22 protein-coding genes and 2 pseudogenes are annotated in these 22,598 nt (G+C 71.4%); 17 read left to right on the top strand and 7 right to left on the bottom strand.

Annotation, left to right across the window (positions count from 1 at the left end):
- Positions 1–41: 41 nt before the first annotated feature.
- A complete protein-coding gene (locus QMZ92_RS04535; protein WP_283295929.1) occupies positions 42–983 on the bottom strand; it encodes an AraC-like ligand-binding domain-containing protein in 942 nt (313 codons plus the stop codon).
- A 294-nt stretch (positions 984–1,277) separates the two neighbouring features.
- Between QMZ92_RS04535 and QMZ92_RS04530 the strand changes: the two genes are divergently transcribed.
- Genes QMZ92_RS04530 through QMZ92_RS04510 form a run of 5 tightly spaced genes read left to right on the top strand, consistent with a single transcriptional unit; the run spans position 1,278 to position 5,301 of the window.
- Positions 1,278–2,573: an ATP-binding protein gene (locus QMZ92_RS04530; protein ID WP_283295928.1), complete on the top strand. Its 1,296-nt coding sequence runs from the start codon at positions 1,278–1,280 to the stop codon at positions 2,571–2,573.
- Complete coding sequence (locus QMZ92_RS04525; protein ID WP_283295927.1) at positions 2,570–2,983, top strand: roadblock/LC7 domain-containing protein; 414 nt, start codon at positions 2,570–2,572, stop codon at positions 2,981–2,983. Before QMZ92_RS04530 ends, QMZ92_RS04525 begins: the two co-directional genes overlap by 4 nt.
- On the top strand, positions 2,980–3,342 hold the full coding sequence (locus QMZ92_RS04520) for a DUF742 domain-containing protein (protein ID WP_283295926.1): 363 nt from the start codon (positions 2,980–2,982) through the stop codon (positions 3,340–3,342). Before QMZ92_RS04525 ends, QMZ92_RS04520 begins: the two co-directional genes overlap by 4 nt.
- On the top strand, positions 3,320–3,928 hold the full coding sequence (locus QMZ92_RS04515; protein WP_283295925.1) for a GTP-binding protein: 609 nt from the start codon (positions 3,320–3,322) through the stop codon (positions 3,926–3,928). The genes QMZ92_RS04520 and QMZ92_RS04515 overlap by 23 nt, the downstream gene beginning before the upstream one ends.
- Positions 3,925–5,301, top strand: coding sequence for a cytochrome P450 (locus QMZ92_RS04510; RefSeq protein ID WP_283295924.1), 1,377 nt, complete (start codon positions 3,925–3,927; stop codon positions 5,299–5,301). Before QMZ92_RS04515 ends, QMZ92_RS04510 begins: the two co-directional genes overlap by 4 nt.
- Here QMZ92_RS04510 and QMZ92_RS04505 read toward each other — a convergent pair whose 3' ends face one another.
- Together QMZ92_RS04505 and QMZ92_RS04500 are read right to left on the bottom strand one after the other, a co-directional pair.
- Positions 5,302–6,546: a cytochrome P450 family protein gene (locus QMZ92_RS04505; RefSeq protein WP_283295923.1), complete on the bottom strand. Its 1,245-nt coding sequence runs from the start codon at positions 6,544–6,546 to the stop codon at positions 5,302–5,304.
- A 311-nt stretch (positions 6,547–6,857) separates the two neighbouring features.
- Complete coding sequence (locus tag QMZ92_RS04500) at positions 6,858–8,204, bottom strand: M64 family metallopeptidase (protein WP_283295922.1); 1,347 nt, start codon at positions 8,202–8,204, stop codon at positions 6,858–6,860.
- 140 nt (positions 8,205–8,344) lie between these two features.
- Between QMZ92_RS04500 and QMZ92_RS04495 the strand changes: the two genes are divergently transcribed.
- Complete coding sequence (locus QMZ92_RS04495; RefSeq protein ID WP_283295921.1) at positions 8,345–9,685, top strand: helix-turn-helix domain-containing protein; 1,341 nt, start codon at positions 8,345–8,347, stop codon at positions 9,683–9,685.
- Positions 9,686–9,859: 174 nt separating this feature from the next.
- On the opposite strand, the gene QMZ92_RS04490 is transcribed toward QMZ92_RS04495, so the two are convergent.
- On the bottom strand, positions 9,860–10,138 hold the full coding sequence (locus QMZ92_RS04490; RefSeq protein WP_283295920.1) for a hypothetical protein: 279 nt from the start codon (positions 10,136–10,138) through the stop codon (positions 9,860–9,862).
- Positions 10,139–10,528: 390 nt separating this feature from the next.
- Between QMZ92_RS04490 and QMZ92_RS04485 the strand changes: the two genes are divergently transcribed.
- A complete protein-coding gene (locus QMZ92_RS04485; protein WP_283295919.1) occupies positions 10,529–11,950 on the top strand; it encodes a M1 family metallopeptidase in 1,422 nt (473 codons plus the stop codon).
- Positions 11,951–12,141: 191 nt separating this feature from the next.
- Here QMZ92_RS04485 and QMZ92_RS04480 read toward each other — a convergent pair whose 3' ends face one another.
- Positions 12,142–13,587, bottom strand: coding sequence for a glyceraldehyde-3-phosphate dehydrogenase (locus tag QMZ92_RS04480; protein ID WP_283295918.1), 1,446 nt, complete (start codon positions 13,585–13,587; stop codon positions 12,142–12,144).
- 393 nt (positions 13,588–13,980) lie between these two features.
- On the opposite strand from QMZ92_RS04480, the gene QMZ92_RS04475 reads away from it, so the two are divergent.
- From QMZ92_RS04475 to ppk2, 3 genes are all read left to right on the top strand, one after another.
- Positions 13,981–14,466: a DUF5709 domain-containing protein gene (locus QMZ92_RS04475; RefSeq protein WP_283295917.1), complete on the top strand. Its 486-nt coding sequence runs from the start codon at positions 13,981–13,983 to the stop codon at positions 14,464–14,466.
- 150 nt (positions 14,467–14,616) lie between these two features.
- Complete coding sequence (locus tag QMZ92_RS04470) at positions 14,617–14,964, top strand: ribosome maturation factor RimM (RefSeq protein WP_283295916.1); 348 nt, start codon at positions 14,617–14,619, stop codon at positions 14,962–14,964.
- Between the two features lie 133 nt (positions 14,965–15,097).
- On the top strand, positions 15,098–16,186 hold the full coding sequence (gene ppk2 / locus QMZ92_RS04465; protein ID WP_283295915.1) for a polyphosphate kinase 2: 1,089 nt from the start codon (positions 15,098–15,100) through the stop codon (positions 16,184–16,186).
- Between the two features lie 58 nt (positions 16,187–16,244).
- Here ppk2 and QMZ92_RS04460 read toward each other — a convergent pair.
- Positions 16,245–17,189 (bottom strand): annotated as a pseudogene (locus tag QMZ92_RS04460) (phospholipase D-like domain-containing protein); the annotation flags it as partial.
- Positions 17,190–17,261: 72 nt separating this feature from the next.
- Here QMZ92_RS04460 and QMZ92_RS04455 point away from each other — a divergent pair.
- The 6 genes and pseudogenes from QMZ92_RS04455 (at position 17,262) to QMZ92_RS04430 (ending at position 22,069) form a co-directional block, all read left to right on the top strand.
- Positions 17,262–17,603 carry a VOC family protein gene (locus QMZ92_RS04455; RefSeq protein ID WP_283295914.1) on the top strand — a complete coding sequence of 114 codons (342 nt, stop codon included), beginning with the start codon at positions 17,262–17,264 and terminating at the stop codon, positions 17,601–17,603.
- Between the two features lie 476 nt (positions 17,604–18,079).
- The gene (locus QMZ92_RS04450; RefSeq protein ID WP_283295913.1) at positions 18,080–18,280 is read left to right on the top strand and encodes a hypothetical protein; all 201 of its coding nucleotides are present in this window, start codon (positions 18,080–18,082) and stop codon (positions 18,278–18,280) included.
- On the top strand, positions 18,268–18,693 hold the full coding sequence (locus QMZ92_RS04445) for a DUF6230 family protein (protein ID WP_283295912.1): 426 nt from the start codon (positions 18,268–18,270) through the stop codon (positions 18,691–18,693). Before QMZ92_RS04450 ends, QMZ92_RS04445 begins: the two co-directional genes overlap by 13 nt.
- Positions 18,684–19,484, top strand: a complete 801-nt coding sequence (locus tag QMZ92_RS04440) for an STAS domain-containing protein (protein ID WP_283295911.1) — start codon at positions 18,684–18,686, stop codon at positions 19,482–19,484. Before QMZ92_RS04445 ends, QMZ92_RS04440 begins: the two co-directional genes overlap by 10 nt.
- A gap of 487 nt (positions 19,485–19,971) precedes the next feature.
- A complete protein-coding gene (locus QMZ92_RS04435) occupies positions 19,972–20,745 on the top strand; it encodes a methyltransferase domain-containing protein (protein ID WP_283295910.1) in 774 nt (257 codons plus the stop codon).
- 238 nt (positions 20,746–20,983) lie between these two features.
- Positions 20,984–22,069 (top strand): annotated as a pseudogene (locus QMZ92_RS04430) (glutamate--cysteine ligase).
- 20 nt (positions 22,070–22,089) lie between these two features.
- Here QMZ92_RS04430 and QMZ92_RS04425 read toward each other — a convergent pair.
- Entirely contained in the window at positions 22,090–22,287 is a 198-nt protein-coding gene (locus QMZ92_RS04425; RefSeq protein WP_283295909.1) for a hypothetical protein, read from the bottom strand.
- Positions 22,288–22,361: 74 nt separating this feature from the next.
- On the opposite strand from QMZ92_RS04425, the gene QMZ92_RS04420 reads away from it, so the two are divergent.
- Entirely contained in the window at positions 22,362–22,559 is a 198-nt protein-coding gene (locus QMZ92_RS04420; protein WP_283295908.1) for a hypothetical protein, read from the top strand.
- Positions 22,560–22,598: the final 39 nt, after the last annotated feature.

Below are 22,598 nucleotides of genomic sequence, written 5' to 3'. Positions count from 1 at the left end.
GCCCGAGGGGCAACGGCTGCGGAGGGGCGGGCGGGTACGGATCACACGTGGTGGTGGCGGCGACGCAGCTCCCGCGGACTGGTCCCGAAGCGCTGGCGGAAGGCGGTACTCAGGGCACTCGCGGAGGAGAAACCCATGGCGCATGCCAGTTCACTGATCGTCATGTGCGCGTACTCGGCACATTGGAGACGATCACGGACCACCCGCAGGCGTTCCTCACGGATCAGCTCGCGCGGCGTGGTCCCGGCTCGCTGCAGTGCGAGTTGGACTTGGCGCAGCGACCAGCCGAGCGCGCGCGCCATGGAAGTACCGGTGAGTCCCGGATCGGCGGCATGGCCCCGTGCGTAACGGCGGACGACCGCCTCGACCTCGGCCAGATGATCCGGAGCGTCCGGGCGGTCGTCACCTGCGGCGAGCATGCACAACAACTCGACCGCACGGTCCGTGACGGCGTCGAACTGCGTGGCGTCGAGACGGGTGCGCTCGTCGTGCAGGCCGACCACCATGCCGTGCAGGACACGTCCCAGCCCCGTGGACAAGTCGACTCCGGTGTCCAGGGGGGCCTTCCGGTTGAGCGGACCCTCGATCTCGCAGGCGGGTATGGACAGGATGACGCCCCTCAGCGTCGAGTCGTGCAGCAACTCGAAGGGGGCGTCCAACGTCATCAGTCTTCCGCGGCCCGGGGTCAGCCGGACCTGCCGGCCGTCCTGCCGAAGCGTCAGCTCGCCCTCGAGCGGGAACACGAACCGGTAGTCCGGAGCGGGCGCCTGGCGCACCAGCCGGGGCGTTCTCTCGTACTCGACCCGATCACTTCGCCAGGTGATGAGGTCGTAGGTGTCGCTGCGCTGGCTGGTCATCTCGCCGCTGAAGCTGTCCGGGCGGGCGTACCTGAAGTCCAGCCGGGTGTGGTGGAAGTCGACCTGCTCGCTCCACGAGTCGGCCCGTTCCCGCGGCTCGACGTCGGCCGTTGTCTGTTCGACCACGGTGTACGTTCCGCCACGCAAAGCGCCCCTCCGCCGTCACGCGTCCTTGTCCGCACCGCCGGCCGATCCGGCGGTTCCAGCGGCCATCCGCGCGGGCATCGTAGTGCAGTCGGCCGGATTGTGTACCCGTCGTGGCGCCACCCGGGTACACCGGGGCAGTCCACCGCCCGCCCCGGGGCCTTTCAGGCCCAATGCGTCTGACGACAAGTTCTCTGCGCGTGAGAAGTAGTACACGCGTCCGACCGGAACTAACGTCAGGCGCTCCCGCAGGGTTCAAGCCGTCTTGAGGACTTCATGACTGAACAGATACCGGATGCGGTGGTGTGGTGCCTGGCCCTCGGCCTGCTCGCACTCGCCGTGCTCCTGGTGCGGCAGCGCGGGATCAGCGCGCGGTGGAGGAAACGGAACGAGGAGCTGGCGGACGGCCTGCGAACCCGGGAAGAGGAGCTCCGCCACCTGATCACCGTACGACTGCCGGCCCTGGAGGAGTCGGCGGGCCAGTCCGTGCCCGCCGCCGGACTCCTCGACAGCCGGCTGGCCGAGACGGACTTCGCGAAGTGCCTGGACGGCGTGCTCGAACGGTTCGCCGAGGCCGTGGAGAACGCACAGGCCCGGGCCGACCGGTCGGCGAAGGCGGCACTGAAGTCCTCGATGCGCTCGATCCAGGCCCTGGCCAGCGAACAGCAGGTGGCCATCTCGGAGATGCAGGACCGCCACGACCACCCCGACGTCCTGCGGGACCTTCTGGAAGTCGACCACGCGAACGCCCAGTTCGGCCGCCGCGCCCAGGCCATCGCCGTGCTGTGCGGATCCTGGCCGGGGCGGCAGCGGACGGCGTCCGGGCTGGTCGAGGTGGTACGCGGAGCCACGTCGCGGATCCGTGACTACCGGCGGATCCGTATCCGCGGCGAGGTCGACATCGCTGTCGAGAGCCGGGCCGTGGAGCCCGTGGTCCTGGCCGTCGCCGAGCTGCTGGACAACGCGGCGCGCCACTCGCAACCCACCACCCAGGTGGAGGTGGGCATCCAGGCAGTGCACAACGGCGCCTGCGTCGTGATCGACGACGCGGGAGTCGGAATGGACGCGCAGGCATCCGAGAAGGCCTCGGTGCTGCTGTCCGGCAGGCGCACGGTGGACGTCACCCGGCTCGAGGACCCTCCGCAGTTCGGCTTCGCGGTCATCGGGGTCCTCGCCCGTCGATACGGGTTTAGCGTCCACGTGGACACCCAGTCCCCGTACGGTGGCGTACGAGCGGTCGTGTTCCTCCCGAGCGTCCTGCTCACGCGTCCGGAGACCTCCGACGGGCCTTCCGCCGCGCCCGTGGCCGCGGCCCGCGGCGCGTCCGGTCCGGCCTGGTCGGCCGAGACGGCGGCCCCCACGGCGACAACCGCGGGGGGACTGCCGAAGCGACGCCGCCGCGCCGCGCAGCATCCGGCGACGGCACAGCAGGCGCCGGGCCCCGCCGAGGAGCCCGACACCAGGTCCGCCGAGGAAACCGCCAGGCGGATCGGTGCGTTCGCACGCGGCACTCTGCACGGCCGTGCCACCGAGGCCGCGCTCCACGAAGACGAAGGGAACAACCGAGGATGATCGAGCCCAGGAACAGCGATGTGGGCTGGATGCTCGATGAGGTCCTGAAGGTGCCCGAGGCCCTGCACGCGATCCTGCTCTCGGCGGACGGCATGCTCCGGGCCCACTCCGCGGACATCGGCAGGGACGATGCCGAGCGGCTGGCGGCCGGGCTCTCCGGTCTGCAGTCCATCAGCCGCAGTACGGCCGAGTTCTGCGGTCACGACGACAGCCCCTGGCGGCAGACCCTCATCGAGTTCGCCCACGGCTACGTGTTCCTCGTCGCCGCCGGCGAGGGTGCCTACCTCGCGGTCTCCACGACGGAGAACGTGGACATGGAGGCGGTCACGTACCGCATGCACAAACTGGTCGACCGGCTCGGCAAGGAGATGACCAGTCCGGCGCGGCATGGAACCGGCATCCGGGCATGACTCCCCCCAGGAGCCGCCCCGGCGGAAGGCTGGTACGGCCCTACGTGGTCACGGAGGGCCGTGCTCACCCGAGCCGCGGCACCCTTGACCTCGTCACCCTCCTGATCACCTCCGTGGGGCCGTCCCTCGCCGGTCTGGGGCCCGAGAAGCGACGTATCGCGGAACTCTGCAGACCGGGGGCGCTGTCGGTGGCGGAGGTGGCCGGGCATCTCTCGCTGCCGGTCAGCGTCACGAAGGTCCTGGTGGCCGACCTCCTGGACAGCGGACACATCGTCACCCTCGCGCCGGTCCCGGCCGCCCTGCCGTCCGATGCCCGAATCCTGCAGGAGGTGCTCGATGGGCTCCGCGCCCGCCTCTGAGTCCGAAGACGTCTACCTCCGACCGGGCGTGCAGACCGCGGTCAAGATCCTGGTGGTCGGCCACTTCGCGGTCGGTAAGACCACCTTCGTGGGAACGTTGTCCGAAATCCGCCCGCTGCGCACCGAGGAGGTGATGACCGAGGCAGGCGCCCTGGTCGACGACCTCGCGGGCACGCATGACAAGACGACCACCACGGTGGCCCTCGACTTCGGCCGCCTCACGCTCAGCGACTCTCTTGTGCTGTATCTCTTCGGCACCCCCGGGCAGCAGCGGTTCACCGAGCTCTGGCGTGACATGACCCGGGGCGCACTCGGGGCACTCGTCCTGGCAGACACCCGCCGCCTTCAGCATTCCTTCGACGTCATGGGCGTCCTGGAGGAACTCGGCCTGCCCTACGCAGTCGCCCTCAACGAGTTCGACGGTGCACCCCGGCACACGCTGAGCGAGGTGCGCGAGGCCCTCGATCTGCTGCCGGAAACCCCCCTCGTCCGCTGTGACGCCCGCGACCGCGATTCCTCGACCCGGGCACTGGTCTCCCTCGTCGAGCACCTGCTGACCCGCACGAGCGAACTGGAGCACGCATGACCCCTGAATCGGCGCCCGACCCCGAGTCCGGCTGCCCCCGCCACGAACTGCTGTACGGGCCCGGCTTCGCAGCGGATCCGGCCGCCGCCTACCGGCGTATGCGGCAGGCCGGACCGGCCGCCCCGGTCGAGCTGTCACCCGGGGTGCGAGCCACCCTCGTCACCGGCTACGACGCCGCACTCCACGTGCTGCGCAGTCCCGAGACGTTCTCGAAGGACTCCCGCCGCTGGCGCGACATGGCCGACGGCACCGTGCCCGCGGACAGCCCCGTCGCGCCGATGATGGCCTACCGGCCGAACGCCCTGCTGACCGACGGACCGGAACACCGGCGGCTGCGCGAGGCGATAACGGACAGCCTGGGCGGCGTGGAGCCCAGCGCCCTGCGCGGCTACGTCGGGCAGAGCGCCGATACGCTCATCGACCGAATCGCCCTGGACGGGGAGGCGGATCTGCTCGGCGCGTACGCCCGGCCCCTGCCGCTTCTGGTGCTCAACCAGCTCTTCGGCTGCCCACCCGAGTACGGCGACCGGCTCGTCGAGGGAATGGCCGGCATCTTCGAACTCGTCGACGCCGAGAAGGCGAACGAGCTCCTCACCCGAACCGTCGGCGACCTGATCGCGCTCAAACGCGAGACTCCGGGGAAGGACGTGACCTCCCGGCTCATCGCCCATCCCGCGCGGCTGACGGACGAGGAACTCGTCCACACCCTGGTCCTGCTCATGGGCGCCGGCACCGAGCCCGAGCAGAACCTGATCGCGAACAGCCTGCGCCTGCTGCTGTCGGACGACCGGTTCGCGGGCAGCCTGTCGGGCGGCAGCCTGCCCGTGGAGGACGCCCTCGACGAAGTGCTGTGGACCGACCCTCCCATGGCGAACTACGGCGTCCACTTCCCTGTGCACGACGTCGTGTACGAAGGGACGCTGCTCAAGGAGGGCCACCCTGTCGTCATCAGCTTCGCCGCCGCGAACACGGACCCTGCCCTGGTGGTCGATCAGCGCACCGGCAACCGCGCCCACCTGGCGTGGAGCGCCGGCCCGCATTCCTGTCCCGCACAGGGCGCGGCCCGGCTGATCGCCGCCGTGGCCATCGAGAAGCTCCTCGACCGGCTGCCCGACATGGAACTCGCCGTGCCGGTCGGGGATCTCGAGTGGCGGCAGGGCCCCTTCCACCGCGCGCTCGCCGCTCTGCCCGTGCGTTTCCAGCCCGTCGCCGTCACCCGCTCCGAAGAGGATGAGCGGCCTGCGGGTGACGGCGGGTCCACGGGGCCGGGCAGGCACGCCTCCGCGCCGCCCGGAGGGCGCCGGAGTACGCCGGTGGCCACTGCGCCCAAGAGCCGCTGGGCCCGGCTGCTGGCCTGGTGGCGGGGAGAGTGATCAGGTCAGGCATACGGGCAGGGACCGGTGGCCGTTGGAGATGAACGACTCCACGGGCAGCAGTTCCTCCGAGGGCACGGCGAGAGTGAGCCCGGGGAAGCGTCCGAACAGCGCGGGAAGTGCGATGCGGGCCTCCAGGCGGGCCAGCGGGGCGCCGAGGCAGTGGTGCACCCCGTACCCGAAGGCCAGGTGATCCTTGTCGACGCGGGTGACGTCGAAACGATCGGCGTCTTTCCCGTACCGCTCGGGATCGCGCCCCGCAGCCGCGTAGGCGGCGAGGATGGCCTCTCCCGCGCGGATCACCGTCCCTTCCGGGCCTCCGAGTTCACCGAGCTCGATGTCCTCCACGGCGTACCGCAACGGCAGACTGGCCACCGGCGCGTCCGCACGCAGGGTCTCTTCGACGGCGTCGTCCCACGTGGCCCGGCCCTCGCGGATGTGCGCGAGCTGCTCGGGGTGGGTCAGCAGGGCGTGCACGGCGTTGTCGATGAGGTTGACCGTGGTCTCGTGACCCGCACCGATCATGAGCACCAGGGTGTCGAGCAGTTCCTGCTCACTGAGCCCGGCGCTGCTCACGTCGTCTCGGGCAGCGAGGAGGTTGGTGGTCAGGTCGTCACCGGGCGACTCCCGCTTGGCCTCGACGAGTTCCCCCATCACAGCGTAGAGACGCGCGTGGTTGGCGGTGACCTCGTCGGGCTCCGCGGAGGTGTGGAAGAGACTGTCCACGACCTCTCGCAGGTCCACGGCCTTGTCGCGGGGCAGACCGAACAGCTCACTGATCACCTGGATCGGCAGCGGGTAGCAGAACTCCTCGCGCAGATCGACCACCTCGCCGTGCCTCCCGACCTCGGCGACACGGTCCAGCAGCTTGCCGGTGATCTCCTCGATGCGCGGTCGCAGCGCGGCCGTGCGCCGCGCGGTGAAGGCGCTGGAGATCAGGGTCCGCAGGCGCCTGTGCTCACCGCCGTAGGCCGTGAACATGTTCTGCACGGCGACCCAGGTGAACAGCGGCCAGTCCGGGGAGATCTCTCCGTTGATCCAGCGCGGCCAGTGCCGGCGCGGATCCTTGGACACCCGCGCGTCGGTGAGCAGCCGCTTGAGGAGTGCGGGACTGCTGACCGCGAACGCTCCCACGGCGCCAGGGAGTTCGACCCGCGCCACCGGCCCTCGCTCACGCATCCGAGAGCCTTCGCCGTGGATGTCCCGGCCCGCCGGGTCTATCGCCATCGGGCACTGATCTGGCATGGAACGCCCCTCCGGTACTCGACTGTGGACACGCTCGGTGATGCTACTCCTGCGTAGAGCGGCCGATCCCGGGCTGCTCGGGGGCATGCGCGCTGTGGCAAGTTCCCTGCGCACAGCGGAAAACGCCGAACCGGCCTGTCCTACGCGGAGGCGATGAAACGGGCTCGCCACAGATCGCGCAGCAGCGCGATCTCCGCCATGGGGTGGACGAGGGCCCCCTTCGCGGTCACGCTTCGTGACTCATCACGTCCAGCGTGAAGTTAACGGCCCGTCTCGCGTGGCGCGACCGATTTCCCGGCCCAGGCAACAGTTCAGAGGCGGACGTCCCAGCCGACCGTGGACCTCAGCGTGCCCGCGATCTCCGGGTCGCGCACCGCGGCCGTCGGGTTCTCGACGGTGACCGACAGTTTGTGGGTCCGCAGGTCGAGCAGCCACGGGAACAGGTCGGACACCCGTACCCGGGTCCGCCCCGCGAGCGGTTTCAGCTCCCGGCCGTCCAGGTACCAGCGGGTCCTCAGCGGGCGTTCACCGGCGCCCGTGAGCCTCGGGACGGACACCCGCGCCGTGGCGCTCAGACGAAGCAGCCGCTCGGTGGGCGTCACGGCGGTGACGAGCCGCGCGTGCCGGTGGAAGCCGGCGATCATCGCCTCGACGCCGGGGAGGTTGAACGGCTTGCCCAGGGAACGCATCAGGGAGTCGTCGGTGGGCCGGTACAGCCCCCTGGCGAAATAGCCTCCGCCCTCGTAGGTGCCCACCGTCCCGCCGTCGGGCGAGTGCTCCCCCAGCCAGCGGTGCCACTTGGCGCGCCGGCCTGCCATGTCCCCTGCGGTCAGCACGGAGAGGTTGGCATCGGGGACCTCGGGGCCCGTGTACTCCTCGAACCCCGGGGAGTCGGGGTAGAAGTACTCGTCGGCCAACTTGCCCAGCGAGTGGCCGGTCTCGTGGATGGCGACCCGACCGGACTGCTGGTTGCCCGCCGAGGCGGTCGATATCCCCTCGTAACCCAGCGTCTCGCTCGGCTCGTTGTATCCCGCGCCGCCGTACTTGGCGCTGTTGGCGATCACGACCACCAGGTCGGCCTCCGGCACCTTCGCCACGTAACCATCGACCTTGGCCTGGTCGACGCACAGAAGCCGTTCGATGTCGTCGCACCAGAAGTAGGAGCCGAGGGCCGTGTCCCGTACGGCATCGGGTCCGGGGTCGCCCGAGACGCCAGACTGGTTCGACACGGCGTCGACCGTCCAGACGTTGAAGAGGCCCTGGTACGTCGTGTAGGGCTCGACGTCGGACAGTTCGGCCCACATCTTCTTCGCGTCGGCGCGGAACCGGTCGAGTTCGGCGGCCGTGTAGCCGTCGCCGACGACGACGACGTCCAGCCGGTCTCCGGTGGAGCCGTTGTCCAGCAGTCGCGTGACGGTGCCGTCCGCGGCCTTCTCCGCCGCCGAGAGCCTCGGGGAGGGCCGGTCCCGACCGCCCCGCGGGACCCGTGCGCGGCCCGACCCGGCGGCGGCGCCGTGTTCAGGGCCCGGGATCTCCACCTCGACCGCCGGTCCGGCGGACCCCGCCGGACCGGCGGCGGCCCCGGGAGCGGCCAGCACCCCGGTGAGTACGGCGGCGGCGCCGGCCACCGCCATGCCCCTGCGCCATACCGAGCACATGGAAGCCTCCCCCCGGCACGCAAATCAAGTGCCCGAACAAGCATATTTAACAGAGTACTTAAACTAGGCGTGGGCAGGGAGGCTGCGCAATGGTCTACTGCCCCTGAATAATGGGGACTTCGAGCAACCCTGGGGGTCCGATGGACGAACCGGCCGAGATCGGCCGCCGAGTGCAGCGGCTGCGGGCGCGCCTCGGCCTGACCCAGCGACAGCTGGCCGAACCCTCGTACACGCCGGCCTACATCTCCACCCTCGAGGCCGGGAAGGTCCGGCCGTCCGAGGCAGCTCTCCGCTTCCTCGCGGATCGGCTCGGCACGTCCTTCGAGGAACTGTCCACCGGACGCCCCGTCCACCTCGCCACCGAGCTCCGGCTCGCCCTCACCGACGCCCAGCGCGAACTGACCACCGGCTCCGCGGAGGACGCCGCCGTGAGCTACCGGCGGCTCCTCACCGACGCGGAGCACCTGGAACTCACCGCCGAACAGGCCGAAGCACTGCTCGGGCTCGGCGAGTGCGCGCTGGAGACAGGGCAGCTTGACAACGCGGGAAGGCACTTCGAGGCGGCGGAACGCCTGCTGGGAGACGAACCGCTGCCCCGCCGGGCGCGCGCGGTCCGGGGACGCGCCGTCGCGCATCTGCTCGCCGGTGAGCTGCGCTACGCCTGCTACCTCCTCGAATCGACGATCGACGAACTGAACGGGAGCGGTCTGGCCGATCCCGAGGCCCTGGTCCTGCTGTACGCGGCCATCATCGGCCCGTACATCGACATGGGCGCGCACGCCCGCGCGGCCCACGCCGCCGAGCTCGCCCTGGCCCTGGCCCCGCAGGTGAACGATCCGGCGCTGGTCGCGGGGATGCACCGGCAGGTGGCCCGCACCCTGCTCGCGGAGGGCCGTACGGCTGATGCCGACGCCTCCCTAGCCAAGGCGCAGGCCATCTACCGGCAGTTGCGGCTGCGGACGGACCTGGCGCACTGCCACTGGATGCGAGGCTACATCCAGGCGCAGAACGGCGAACTCGGCCTCGCGGAGCAGGAGCTGCGCACCGCGCGGGACATGCTGGCCGCCAAGCGGGCCGTTTTGTTCGCCGCACAGGTGGAGGTCGAGCTGGCCGATGTGCTGCGGCGTCTCGGACGGCTCGACGAGGCTGCCGCGCTGCTCACCGAGCTGCTCGAACTGGGCGACCGGCACGGCGCGGTGCACGCGGGCGGAGCGCACCGGCTGCTCGGACTGATCGCGGAGGAACGCGGCGACGGCGATGCAGCCGAGGAGCACTACGTCCTCGCCCTGGGGCTGCTCGAACGCAGTGGGGCGAGTGGGGACCTCGCCGATCTGTGCCGGCTGCTCGGCGACCTGCTGCGCCGGGCCGGCCGCACCGAGGCCGCGCTGGACGCGTACCGCACGGGTCTGGGCCATCGGGCGTCGCCGGGCACGACGACCCTGGGTCCCGCCCCGGCGGCGCCGACGTTCCTTCAGCGGTAGCGGAGCGTCCGCACCGCGTGCTCCAGCGGCCGCCGTCGTTCGCCGAACCGGTCCGGCGTGGCCGCCGCACCCGGCGGTGCCGGCCGGATCGAACCCCGGAGGCTCCGCGCGTTCGCCACCCGGGGACCGGAGTCGGTCCGGTGAACGCGCCGGCGTACCGGCCGGGCTTCGGGATCAGCGTTCGTAGCGGGTGGGCGGGAAGGGATCACGGTCCTTCCTCGCGGCTTCACCCGTGGGGATCTCACCCGTGCCGGCCTCACGGTCGACCTCGTCCTGCGCTGCCCGGTACTCGGCCTCCGGGTCCTCCGGCGGCCCGGCAGGCAGACCCGCTTCCGCCCGGTCGCGCGCCGTGCGCTGTTGGAGCGCGTCCTCGTCGGGCCGCCGGGGCATTCCCCTGCCGTGGCCGTGGTCCGGGTCGCCCTCGACCGCTCGGTTCGGCTTGTGGTGTGTCATGGGTGAGTCCTCCTTCCGGCGCGCACCCGGGCGTTCGTGCGTACGCGTGCGCCCGATGAGCCGCTCCTTCTCATCCTGCGCGCCTGCGGCCGGCTCGTCATCCGTACCGCCCACGCCCCGGGAGCACGGGGACCGGGTGGTGTACGAGGGGAGCCCGCGCGGACACGAGGCGTGACACGGCGGCATGCCCGGCGCGGGACGGCCGGGACGCTTCGGCGGCGGCCGGCCGTTCCGTACGCGCCCCGGCGCCGCGCCGGGGCGCGTGCGCCGCACGCGTGGACGCCTGCGTCCCTGCCTCGCGCCGGTGGCCACGGCGGCGCTCGTGGGCTCGCGTTCGGTTCCCGCCGTTGCCGCAACCTGCGGTGGAACGTTGAACTTTCGCCCCCTATCATGGCGTTTGTGTACCCGCGGCTCGGTCTCCGCAGCCTCGCTCCGGCCGCCGCCCTGATCGTCCTCGGCGGCGCGCCCGTGACCGGCGCGGCCGGACACCATTCCGGAACCCACGGCAGCCCGGGCGCCGCCGGCGCCCGGGACCCCTATTTCCCCACCCTGGGCAACGGCGGATACGACGTCCGGCACTACACGCTCACCCTCGACTACGACCCGGGGTCGCACCGGCTCACCGGCGCCGCCGAGATCACCGCGCGCGCCACCCAGGACCTCAGCGCCTTCAATCTCGATCTCCACGGGATGACCGTCCGCTCCGCCGCCGTCGACGGGACGCCCGCCGTCCACACCCGGGCCGGCGACGAACTGACCCTCCGGCCCGCCCACGACATCCGCCGGGGCGACGTCTTCCGGGCCGTCGTCCGCTACGACGGCGCGCCGGGCGAGCTCATCGACTCCGAGGGCACCCGCGAGGGCTGGCTGCGAACCGAGGACGGTGCGATCGCGCTCGGACAGCCGCAGGGATCCATGACCTGGTTCCCGGGGAACCACCATCCCAGCGACAAGGCGACGTACGACATCACCGTGACCGTCCCCGACGGCCTGACCGCCGTCTCCAACGGGGACCTGCGCTCCCAGCGGCCCACGGCCGACGGCGAGGGCACCACGTTCGCCTGGCACTCCGCACAGCCCATGGCCACGTACCTCGCCACCGTCGGCGTCGGTGCGTACGAGATCACCAGATCCCGGCCCGGGACGGCCGGCATACCCGTGTACAGCGCCACGGACAGGACCGTCGCCGGGCGCGTCCGTGAGTTGCTGGACCGAGTCCCCGAGCTCACGAACTGGTCGGTGAACAAGTTCGGTCCCTATCCGTTCTCCTCCACCGGCGTGATCGTCGAACGCGAGGGCGATGCGGACTACGCGCTGGAGACGCAGAACCGGTCGGTCTTCACGGAGGACTCGTTCGACCCCGCGACGCTCGCGCACGAGCTGGCCCACCAGTGGTACGGCGACTCCGTCACCCCCAGGACCTGGCGGGACGTCTGGCTGAGCGAGGGCTTCGCGACGTACGCGGAGTGGCTCTACCTGGAGGAGTTCGAGGACACTCCCGTCCGGGCGAGCTTCGAGGACGCCTTCGACTCCGACGACAACTGGGCCTTCCCGCCCGCCGACCAACCCGGGGCCAGTCAGCTCCTCGGGGATCCGGTGTACGAACGCGGCGCGATGACGCTGCAGAAGGTCCGCGAGGCGGTCGGCGACACCGTGTTCTTCTCCGTTCTGCGCGGCTGGGCGGAGACCCACCGCCACGGCAACGCCTCCACACGGGACTTCACCGCGTATGTGGAGCGGATGTCGGGCAAGGACCTCGGCGCGCTGTGGGACGTCTGGCTCTACGGCGACGGCCGGCCGTCGAGGCCCTGACGCCGGACCCGCCGCGCCACCGGGGGCTGCGCCGGGCGCCGGCACGCGGACGCCGTGCGGTCCCACCGCAGACGCCCGTGTCCCGGAAGGCGGGGAGTCCGCCTTCCGGGACACGCAGCGAGACGTCCGCCGGCGCCGGACCGCCGGGGTCCGACGGCCGGGTACGGGACGACCGGGTCAGGTCACGGTGGTCAGGCCACCGGCGCCGGGTAGGTCGGGTACTCCACCCCGGAGACGTGCTGGACGACGCGGATCACCTGGCACGAGTAGCCGAACTCGTTGTCGTACCAGAGGTAGAGGATCGCGTTGTCGCCGTCGACCTTCGTGGCTCCGGCGTCGACGATCGACGCGTGGCGCGAGCCGATGAAGTCGTTGGAGACGGCGTCGGGGGCGGTGATGAAGTCGATCTGGCGCTTCAGCGGCGAGGTCAGCGACACGTGGCGGAGGTAGTCCAGGACTTCCTCGCGCGTGGTCTCTCGGCCGAGCCGCAGGCTCAGGATCGCGATCGAGACGTCCGGGACGGGGACGCGGATCGAGCTGCCGGTGATCGGCGCCTTGAGGTCGGGCAGTGCCTTGGCCACGGCTGAGGCGGCGCCGGTCTCGGTGATGACCATGTTGAGCGGCGCGGAACGGCCACGACGATCGGCCTTGTGGTAATTGTCCAGCAGGTTCTGGTCGTTGGTGAACGAGTGGACGGTCTCCACGTGACCGCGCAGGACACCGTACTCGTCCGCCATGGCCTTCAGCGGCGGGACGATCGCGTTGGTGGTGCAGGAGGCACAGGAAAGGATCTGCTCGTCCGGCTTGATCGTGTCGTGGTTGACGCCGTGCACGATGTTCGGGACGTCGCCCTTGCCCGGGGCGGTCAGGACGACCTTGTCGATACCGGGGCGCAGGTGCGTCGACAGGCCCTCGCGGTCCCGCCACTTGCCCGTGTTGTCGATGAGGATGGCGTCCTTGATGCCGTAGGCCGTGTAGTCGACCTCCGACGGGTCGCCGGCGTAGATGACCTTGATCTCGTTGCCGTTGGCGATGATCGTGCTGTTCGCCTCGTCCACGGTGATCGTGCCCTGGAACTGGCCGTGGATCGAGTCCCGGCGCAGCAGCGACGCACGCTTGACGATGTCCTGGTCACCGCCCCGGCGGACGACGATGGCGCGCAGCCGGAGGCCGTTGCCGGAGCCTGCCTTCTCGATGAGCAGACGGGCGACGAGCCGACCGATGCGGCCGAAGCCGTAGAGCACCACGTCGCGCGGCTGACGGCGCTCGATCTTGTTGTCGCCCGTGGCACCCGCGACGGCCTCCGCGGTGAAGTCCTCCACCGAGAGACCACGGCCGTCGGTCCGGTACGTGGCGGCGAGCATGCCGATGTCGATCTGGGAAGGCCCGAGGTCGAGCTCGGTCAGGGCCTGCAGGAAGGGAAGCGTCTCGGTGACCGAGAGCTCCTCGCCGGCGATCTGGCGGGCGAATCGATGGGTCTTCAGGATGCTGACCACCGACTTGTTCACCAGGGAGCGGCTGTGCAGCAGGACGGTGACGTCCCGCTCACGGTGCAGCTTCCCGATGATCGGGATCATCGACTCCGCGATCTCCTCGCGATGCTTCCAGTTTGTGAACGAGTCCTCGTTGACAGTCACAGATTTATCTTTCGAGCTAGGCGGTGCTCATATGCTAACCCGCCCTTCATCTGATCCTTCAGAGGGTCCCGTTCGGGAGTGCACGACCGCCGCACCGGCACGGAGCACACCACCTCACGACGGGCATACCGGAGGATCCGGCCCCCTCCGGTCGCAGAGCGTGCCGGATCGGCGACGCTCCGGGATGGACAGGCCGTCGGGCGGGACGTTACCTAGGCTTGCGCTTAGGGCACGCGCAACCCACGGGGGTCCCGGGGCGCGGGACGCGCAACGCGCACCGGGCCCGCGCAGCGGGACACAGGGCAGGCCACCGAGCCGTGAACGACGAGCAGGCGCTCTGACCGGAGTGCACGTCCTCCGCAGATCGGAGCTCCGCGGAGCGAGAAGACGATCATGAGCGACAGCAGGGCGGACGACGTCTACCAGCCGACCGGTGACAACGAGGAACAGGGCGACGCGGCCCACTTGGACCTCGAGGACGCGCTGGACGAACCGGACTACGACCAGATACTCGACCAGGGCTACTCCCCGCCGGAGAGGCCGTTCGGCGTCAACAAGGTGGGCACGACCGCGGCGGAACAGCGCGAGGGCGAGACGCTCGACCAGCGGCTGGCGGTGGAACTCCCCGATGTCGCAGCGGACGACTGGGACGGCATCGGCGACCTGCCGGGCGGCGAGGGCGAGCCGATCGACGACGAGGTCGGCTCCTGGCGCGCGGGGCGGCTCGTAGCCCCGGACGAGGGCACCCGGCCGGACACGGACAAGCAGCTCTTCGCCTCCGACGTGGGCATCGACGCGGGAGCCGCCGGCGCGGAGGAGGCGGCGGTGCACGTCGTGTTCGAGGAGGACGGCGGCGAACCCTCCGACGACGGGCCGTGACCGGGTGAGGCGGCTCGGCGTGTTCCTCGCACGGCCGCCAGGTGTGCCGCCCGGAAAGCGGGGCACGCGGATGACCGGGGACGGGAAAAGCGAGTTTGTTCCCGGAATTCCCGTCCGCCGCCGAGGAACACCCCGAGGTGAGGAGCACCGGTGAGTGAACACATGTGGGCCTACGTACCGACCAGCGGGCACAACCGCGACGACGACCTGACGGGTTATCGGGTGGAGGCGACCGACGGGGACATCGGCAAGGTCGACAAGCACTCCAACGAGGTCGGCTCCCAGTACATCGTCGTCGACACCGGAGTGTGGATCTTCGGCAAGGAAGTACTCCTACCGGCAGGCACCATCACGGTCGTCGACCACGACGAGAGGCGGATCATCGTGTCCCGCACGAAGGACGAGATCAAGTCCGCGCCGGAGTTCGACAAGGACAGGCATCTCGGCGACCCGGCCTACCGCGACCAGATCGGCGGGTACTACGGCTCCGGCCACTGAGCCGCCGGACCACGCCATCCCCTGGGCACGCCCCGTACACCGGGGCGTGCCCAGGGGGCTGTGCGCACCGGACGACCGGGCAGACGGCCCACCGGTCCCGGACACAGGACCGGCAGGACGAGGAGGACGCGCCATGGACCGGGAAAGCCACGACACCTCCACGGCAACTGGGGCCGCGGAGCCGCACGAGCCGCACGAGCCGGGGGACTGCGTGGGGAAGTACACCCCGGAGGGGTCCGGGAGACCCGGCGCGAGGGCGAGGGCGAGGGCGACCGGAGCGGACACCGCGCTGCTCAGGGGACTGCGGATCAACGACGCCCGCCCCGAGCAGCCGGTCCTGCTGGACGGTGACGGCACGCCGATCGACACCTGGCGCGAGAACCATCCCTACGACCACAAGCTGAGCCGCAAAGCCTACGAGCGCGAGAAGCGCGTGCTGCAGATCGAACTGCTGAAGCTGCAGAAGTGGGTCAGGGAAACGGGCCGGCGCATGGTCGTCGTGTGCGAGGGACGCGACGCGGCGGGCAAGGGCGGCACGATCAAACGCTTCACCGAACGCCTCAATCCGCGTGGCGCGCGCGTGGTGGCTCTGGACAAACCCACCGAACGGGAGTCCGGCCAGTGGTACTTCCAGCGGTACGTGTCCCACCTCCCCGCCGCGGGCGAGATCGTCTTCTTCGACCGTTCCTGGTACAACCGGGCGGGCGTGGAGCGGGTCATGGACTTCTGCACTCCCGAGGAGTATCGGCACTTCCTCGCCCAGGCACCGGTTTTCGAGAGACTGCTGACGGACGACGGCGTCATGCTGGTGAAGTTCTGGTTCTCGGTGTCCCGCAGTGAGCAGCGCACACGGTTCGCGATCCGCCAGGTCGACCCCGTACGCCGGTGGAAGCTCTCCCCCACCGACCTCGCGTCGCTCGACCGCTGGGACGACTACACCCGGGCCAAGGTCGACATGTTCCGGGAGACCGACACCCCTCACGCGCCGTGGACGGTGGTGAAGAACAACGACAAACGCCGCGGCCGGCTGGAGGCGATGCGGCATCTGCTCCTCCGCGCCGACTACGCGGACAAGGACCCGGAGGCCGCGGGAAAGGCGGACCCGCTGATCATCGGTGCCGCCGACACCCTGCTGGAACGCGGTGAGACACCCGCCGATCTGACCCCCACTCCCCTGGCGCCGAACGACGACGGGCCCGGCAACCATCCCGGACGACGGTGACGTTCACGATGCCGGCCCTCGACACGGCCCACGGAACGACGGCCCGTGCCCCTCTCCAGAGGAACCGCCGGATCGGGGCGACCGAGGCCTCCTTGAGGCGCTGCACGGCGGCGCGCCGCTTCCAGCGGGCGAGATCGATGTCCACACTGCGCTCGATGTCCTCGTCGAAGTGGGCGTCGAGGGTCACGGTGAAGGACTCGTCGAGGATGGCGAGCATCACCTCCTCGTCGTGGTCCATCGAACGCCGGTTGAAGTTGGTGGACCCGATCAGGGACGCGACCGAGTCCACCGTCATGACCTTGGCGTGCATCATCGTGGGCTGGTACTGCCGGATGCGCACGCCCGCCTGGAGCAGCGTCGTGTAGTGGTGCCGGCCCGCGAGCTGGCAGGCACGCTGGTCGGTGTGCGGGCCGGGAAGCAGGATCTCGACCAGCACACCGCGGCGAGCGGTCCGGCACAGCAGGTCGACGAAGAACGCGTCGGGCGCGAAGTACGCGGTCGCCAGGCGGAAGCGCTTCTCGGCGGAGGTGAGCATGACGCGGATCAGCGTCTGCATGTCCTGCCATCCGATGCTCGCCGAGCCGCGGACCACCTGCACCACGGAGTCGCCGTGCCGGGTGTGCTCGACGAACCGGTCGTGCTCGTCGAACATCTCGTCGTGGCACTCGGCCCAGTTCTGGGCGAACGCCGCCGCGATGCCGTCCACCGCGGGCCCGCGGACCTTGACGTGGGTGTCGCGCCACTCGCGCGGGTTGCGGGCGTCCCCGCACCATTCCTCCGCGATGCCCACTCCACCGGTGAACGCGGTGTGCTCATCCACGACCAGTGCCTTGCGGTGGCATCGGTGGTTCTGCTGGAACGGCTACAGCCGGACGGGCCTGCGGAACCAGGCGACCTGGACGCCGGCGTCTTCCATGGCGTCCAGCAGGTCCTGCTCGATCTCCTTCGCCCCGAAGCCGTCGAGCAGCAACCGCACACGCACCCCGGCGCGCGCCCGGTCGGCGCCGTTCCGCCGGCCCGGCAGCCCGGGGAACTCCCCGCGGTCCCGGGCGGAGGCCGGACTTACCATGGCCCGATGGCCGTCGACCTCTTCGCAGGCATTCCCGTCAACGACTACGCAGTTGCTCTGACCTGGTACGAGCGGCTACTCGGTGCTCCGCCCGCGTTCTTCCCCAATGCCACGGAAGCGGTGTGGGAGCTGGCGGAACACCGGTACGTGTACGTCGAGCACCGGCCCGAGCACGCCGGCCACGCCATGCACACCGTCTTCGTCGGGGACTTCGACGAAGTCGTCGCCGGTGTCACGGACCGGGGTCTCGAGCCCGCGGCGCGCGAGACCTACGCGAACGGCGTGCGCAAGGCCACGTACCGCGACCCGGACGGCAACGAGTTCGCGTTCGGCGGCGGCCCCGCCTGACCGCGCCCACATCCGCCGCGACACAGGCCGCGCCCGTCCGGGCGCACGCGTTCGGTACGGCTGCCGGGAGCGCGGTCGCGACTCACGGTCCACGGCCGCCGCGAGAGCGGCCAGTGCACCACTCACGTTCCCCAGGCGAACAGGGCCACGGCGACGGCCGCGAGGGCCGGGGCGAGGACACGGTCAGGGCTCCTGGACGGGCAGTGGGGCACGGGGTCATGGTGCCCCCACGGGCCCGGCGGCCCCGCACCGGGGGCGCTGCCCCGCCGCCGGCCCTGCAACCCCCGGGGTCGATGGCCCTGCCTCCCGGCGGGCCGCGGCGGACCCGCGTCTCACCCGTCTGCCCCGCGCACGTGCCGTCGGCCGGAAGATCGGTAAGCCTGGGATCCAGCACCGGACGGGGGCGTCCCCCACTCCTGTCCGGCGCACTCGCTGTCCGGCGTCGGCAGTGACGCTCCACGCCCCTGGAGACCGCCATGTCGCGCAGTCACGGCGGGGCCCGCTGGAAGCGCTTCGCCGCGGTGCTGGTGCCCTCGGTCGCCGCCGCCGTGGCCCTGGGCGTCGGTATGGCGCAAGGAGCCCTCGCCGCTTCCTTCCTGATCTCGGGCCGGACGTTCCAGATCAGTGCCGACTCGCTGAAGGTCAGGGGCTCAGCATCTACGGCATGGTCGACGTGACCAGGAACGGCACCCCCGTACCCGTCACCGTCACCGTCACCGGCTTCCGCCATGCCCGGATCGGCGGCCTGTGCCAGTCCGTGGTGGTCCCCCTCCCCGTCCTCGGCCCCTACACGCTGAGGCTCACCGGTGGCGAGCGCGACCGGGCCGAGGCGAGGAACATGTTCATCGACTCCAAGGCCCTGTCGATCGGCCAGGCCGAGTTCGAGGACATCGACACCGGCGTGGCGGCGGGCGCCGTCGACAAAGGGCCGATCGGCCCGGGAGACAGGCATTCGCGGTACTTCGACCCCGACGGCGTCGCCCAGCAGGCCCGGTCGGCCGACCTGACGGACGTGCGGGCGACCGCCGCCACGCTCAACGTCCCCGATCTGACCATGCGACTCAAGCGGGGAAGCCGCGAATGCTTCTGACGCCCGGGCGCGAGGGCCCCGTCCACCGGCTCGTCCGCTCCACGCCGCCGCGGACGCGGAGGCTCCTCGGGACGGTTGGGCCGTCCGCCCGCCGGCGCTCCGACGCTCTCGAGGCCCGCCGGCGCCGCGGTCTGAACAGGTCGCCCGCCCCGACCGGATCCGCCCCCGTGGTGGCGGCGGTCACCGACGACAGCGACGGCCGAGCGACGGTGACGGTGCGCGGCCATGTCACCGGTCTCGACGCGGGCGGCCTGGACGGCACGCTCGTGGCCGCCCTGCAGCGGTCCCGGGCAGGACTGGACCTCGATCTGTCGCAGGTGACCTACTGCGACGCCGCCGGGCTGCGCATGCTGCTCGATGTGCGTGAACAGGCACTGGCCTCGGGGCGGACCGTGCTGGTCACGGCGGCCGGCGACTTCATGGGACGCCTCCTGGCGACGACCGGAACCGCACGGCTGTTCAGTACCGGTACGGATCCCGCAGGGCCCGACGGCGCCCCGCTGGCCTCGGCCGTACGCACCACACTGCTGCGGTCCGGTTTTCCACTCACCGACCGGCCCGGGGTTCCCGGCTTCCTCCATGTCCGCCCTGACGGAGATGCGGTCGACGTCGTCTGGGGGACCGGCGGCGATCACATGACCACCCGTGCGGCGGACCGTGTCCTCGGCGACGCCGTGGCCGGGGCGCTGACCGGCTCGGAACTGACGATCGAGCAGCGGACGGACATCGGGGTCCGTGCCGTCGGCGGCACCGGGCCACGCTCCGGACCCGCGGCCGGACCGGTGGGCTGACGCACCGTGGCGGTGTTCCCGGCGACCGACGTCCGACGGCCCGTGCCACGGCCCCTCGTCGTCGTGCACCGGCCCGACGGGTGGGGCGGCAGACGTGTGCGCGTCCACGGCTCGTCGTGGCGCGCTACCACCGGCCGCACGTGACGGAGTTCACGCAGAGGGCGTGGCCGGACCCCGTCACGCGGATGTCCGGGTTCCGCGGATGCTCGAGCAGCGAGGAGGCGGGCCGGACGCATGGCCCGGCACGGTGTGCGCGCCGACTGCGGCGGGCGGTCGGGGCCGGGCCCCGGGTCGCCCCGCCCCCGGGATGAAGTGCGCCCGGTACGAGACGGAAGCCGAGCCGGGAATCGGACCGGCCCGCAGACAGGCGGGCTCAGATGCGGCAGGGCGCACCCGGCGGGAGCGAGGCGGAGGCCGGGCGGTCCAGCGCCGTCGTCCTTGCCGAACGCGTGGCGCCACCGGCCGACCACGTGTTTGACTCTCGCGCATGCCAACGATTCTCGGTGCGTCACGGCCCGACCCGGCCGCCTACATGCTGCGGGCAGCAGGCGGCGGCGCCGGGCGTGCGTACAAACAGGAGCTGATCGAGCTGCTGGACGTCCGGCCCGGTCAGACGGTGCTGGACGTCGGGTGCGGACCGGGTGCGGATCTGCCCACGCTGGCGGAGCGGGTCGGGGACGCCGGCACCGTGATCGGCGTGGACCACGACCCGGCGATGCTCGCCGAGGCGCGGCGGCGCACGACCGGCCTGCGGGTGGTCGACCTCCGCGAGGGGGACGCCCACGCTCTGCCCGTGGCGCCCGGCACGGCGAACCGCGCCAAGGTCGACCGGGTCCTGATGCACGTCGCCGACCCGGCCGCCGTACTGGCACAACTCCACACGGCCACGCGCCCCGGAGCGCTGGTCGGGCTCGTGGAGCCCGACTGGGACACCCTCGCCGTCGACGCGGAGGACCTCGACACGAGCCGGGCGTTCACGCGCTACACGACGTCCGACGTCGTCCGCAACGCCACCATCGGCCGCAGTCTCGCCCGGCTCGCCGAGCGGGCGGGCTTCGTCGTGCAGACCGTGCTCACCTCGACACCCGTCTTCCGGGACTTCGAGGACGCCGACCACATGCTGGGACTGGGCCGTAACACCCGGCGCGCGATCGAGGAGGGCCACATCGACGCCGCACGCGGCCACAGCTGGTTCGCGTCCCTGTCGGAAGGTCCGTTCTACGCCTCCTTCACCCTGGTCACCGTCGTCTGCTCGCGCTGAGCGAACGGTCCCGCGGCCCGCTCGGCGGCCCGTTCGCGTACGAGGAGGCCCGCCCGGTACGCGCTCCTTGCCCACGAGGGACACCTGCCGGCGACGTGGTGCCCCGCCCGCCGGGAGTCCGCTGCTCCGTGAGCGCGACGGGCCGCCCCGGTGAGGTGTCGACGGCCGATCGCGGGGCATCCGTCCGCCGCCGGGGTCACACGGAGGAAAGCGGCCGGGCCGCGGAAGGGCAGTCGTCGTGCGCAGTGTGGGTGTCGAGGAAGAACTGCTGTTGGTGGACGCCGAGAGCGGTGAGCCCCGGGCCCTGTCGACGGCCCTGCCGGCCACCGCCTCGCGCGAGGCCGTCCGTGATGACACGGAGGAGGTGTTCGAGGAGGAACTGCACCGGGAGCAGCTGGAGTTCGCCACCCGGCCGCACGTCGCCATGTCGGACATCGCCGAGGAGATCCGGGGCCGGCGGGCCGGGGCCGCGCGTCATGCGGAGCGGGTGGCCGCGCCGGCCACGTCCCCGCTGCCCGTCAGCCCCTCGATGGGCTTCGGCGAGCGGCACCGCCGGCTGGGCGGGAAGTTCGGCCTGACCGCGCAGGAACAGCTCACCAGCGGCTGCCACGTGCACGTCTCGGTGGAATCCGACGAGGAAGGCGTGGCGGTCCTCGACCGCATCCGGCCGTGGCCGGCCGTACTCATGGCGATGAGCGCGAACTCCCCGTTCCGGCAGGGCAAGGGCACGCGGGTACGGCAGCTATCGCAGCCAGGTCTGGGGACGCCGGCCGTCCGCCGGGCCGGTCGACGTCCTCGGCTCGGCGCAGCGCTACCACGAGCTGGTACAGGACCTGCTGGGCACCGGTGTGCTCCGTGACGAGGGCATGGTCCACTTCGACGCCCGACTGTCCCACCGCTGTCCGACCGTCGAGATCCGCGTCGCGGACGTGTGCCTGTCCCCCTCGACGACGGTGCTGCTCGCGACCCTGTGCCGCGGACTGGTGGAGACGGCGGCCCGCGAGTGGCACAAGGGCGAGCCGCCCGCTCGGCACGGGACGGCGTTGCTGCGGATGGCGGCCTGGCAGGCGGGACGGTACGGGCTCGAGCACGAGCTGATGCATCCCCCTGACGATGCGGCCGGAGCCTGCGGGGACCGTGGCGCGCGCTCTTCGACCACGTACGGGACGCCCTCGACGCCACGGCTGATCTGGCGGCGGCCCGAAAGGCGCTCGACGTACTGCTGTCCGAGGGCAACGGGGCGCGGGTCCAGCGGGAGCTGCGGGAGCGGGCCGGTAACCTCCGCGACGTCGTCGCGGAGTGCGTGCGGCGCACCTGGGGCTGACCGGGCAGGGGCGGAGAGCGTCAGGCGGCCCTGGGGAGGGGCTGTTCCCCCTCCTCCGGCCCGGGCTCCGGCCGGCGGCGCGGGAGGAGGCGTGGACGGCGTCGCGGCCGGGCGTGCCGCGGGGATTCCGGGACCGCGAACAAGCGGTCCTCGAAGCGGTCCATCGCGATGATCAGGAGTAGGAGCGCGGGCGGCATGAGCACGGCGGTGAGAATCATGGGCGTCTCCTCGTGGGCTGGTGCTCGCTTTGCCGCCGGAGGGCAGGGGGAACGCCCGTGTTCGTGAAGTTTCTGTGACCGCTCACGGGCCGGGCACCGACCCGGGCCGCACCGGCACGAAGGGCGGCTGGGGTGCCGAGTCCGTCCTCGTGGGCCTGTCCGCGCGGCGAACCTGGAACCACTGCCACCAGGGCGGCGACCTCACCGGCGTGGACCTCGATCACCCCCGGCCGGAACCGGTGCGCCGGGCCATGGTGATGTCACCGCGGTGAAAACCGGTCCAGCGTCGCGGGGTTGAGACACCGAGCCGT

The sequence above is a fragment of the Streptomyces sp. HNM0645 genome (genome assembly GCF_030056615.1).
GTDB classification, from domain to species: domain Bacteria; phylum Actinomycetota; class Actinomycetes; order Streptomycetales; family Streptomycetaceae; genus Streptomyces; species Streptomyces marianii.
This window is presented reverse-complemented; position numbering and strand designations above follow the sequence as displayed.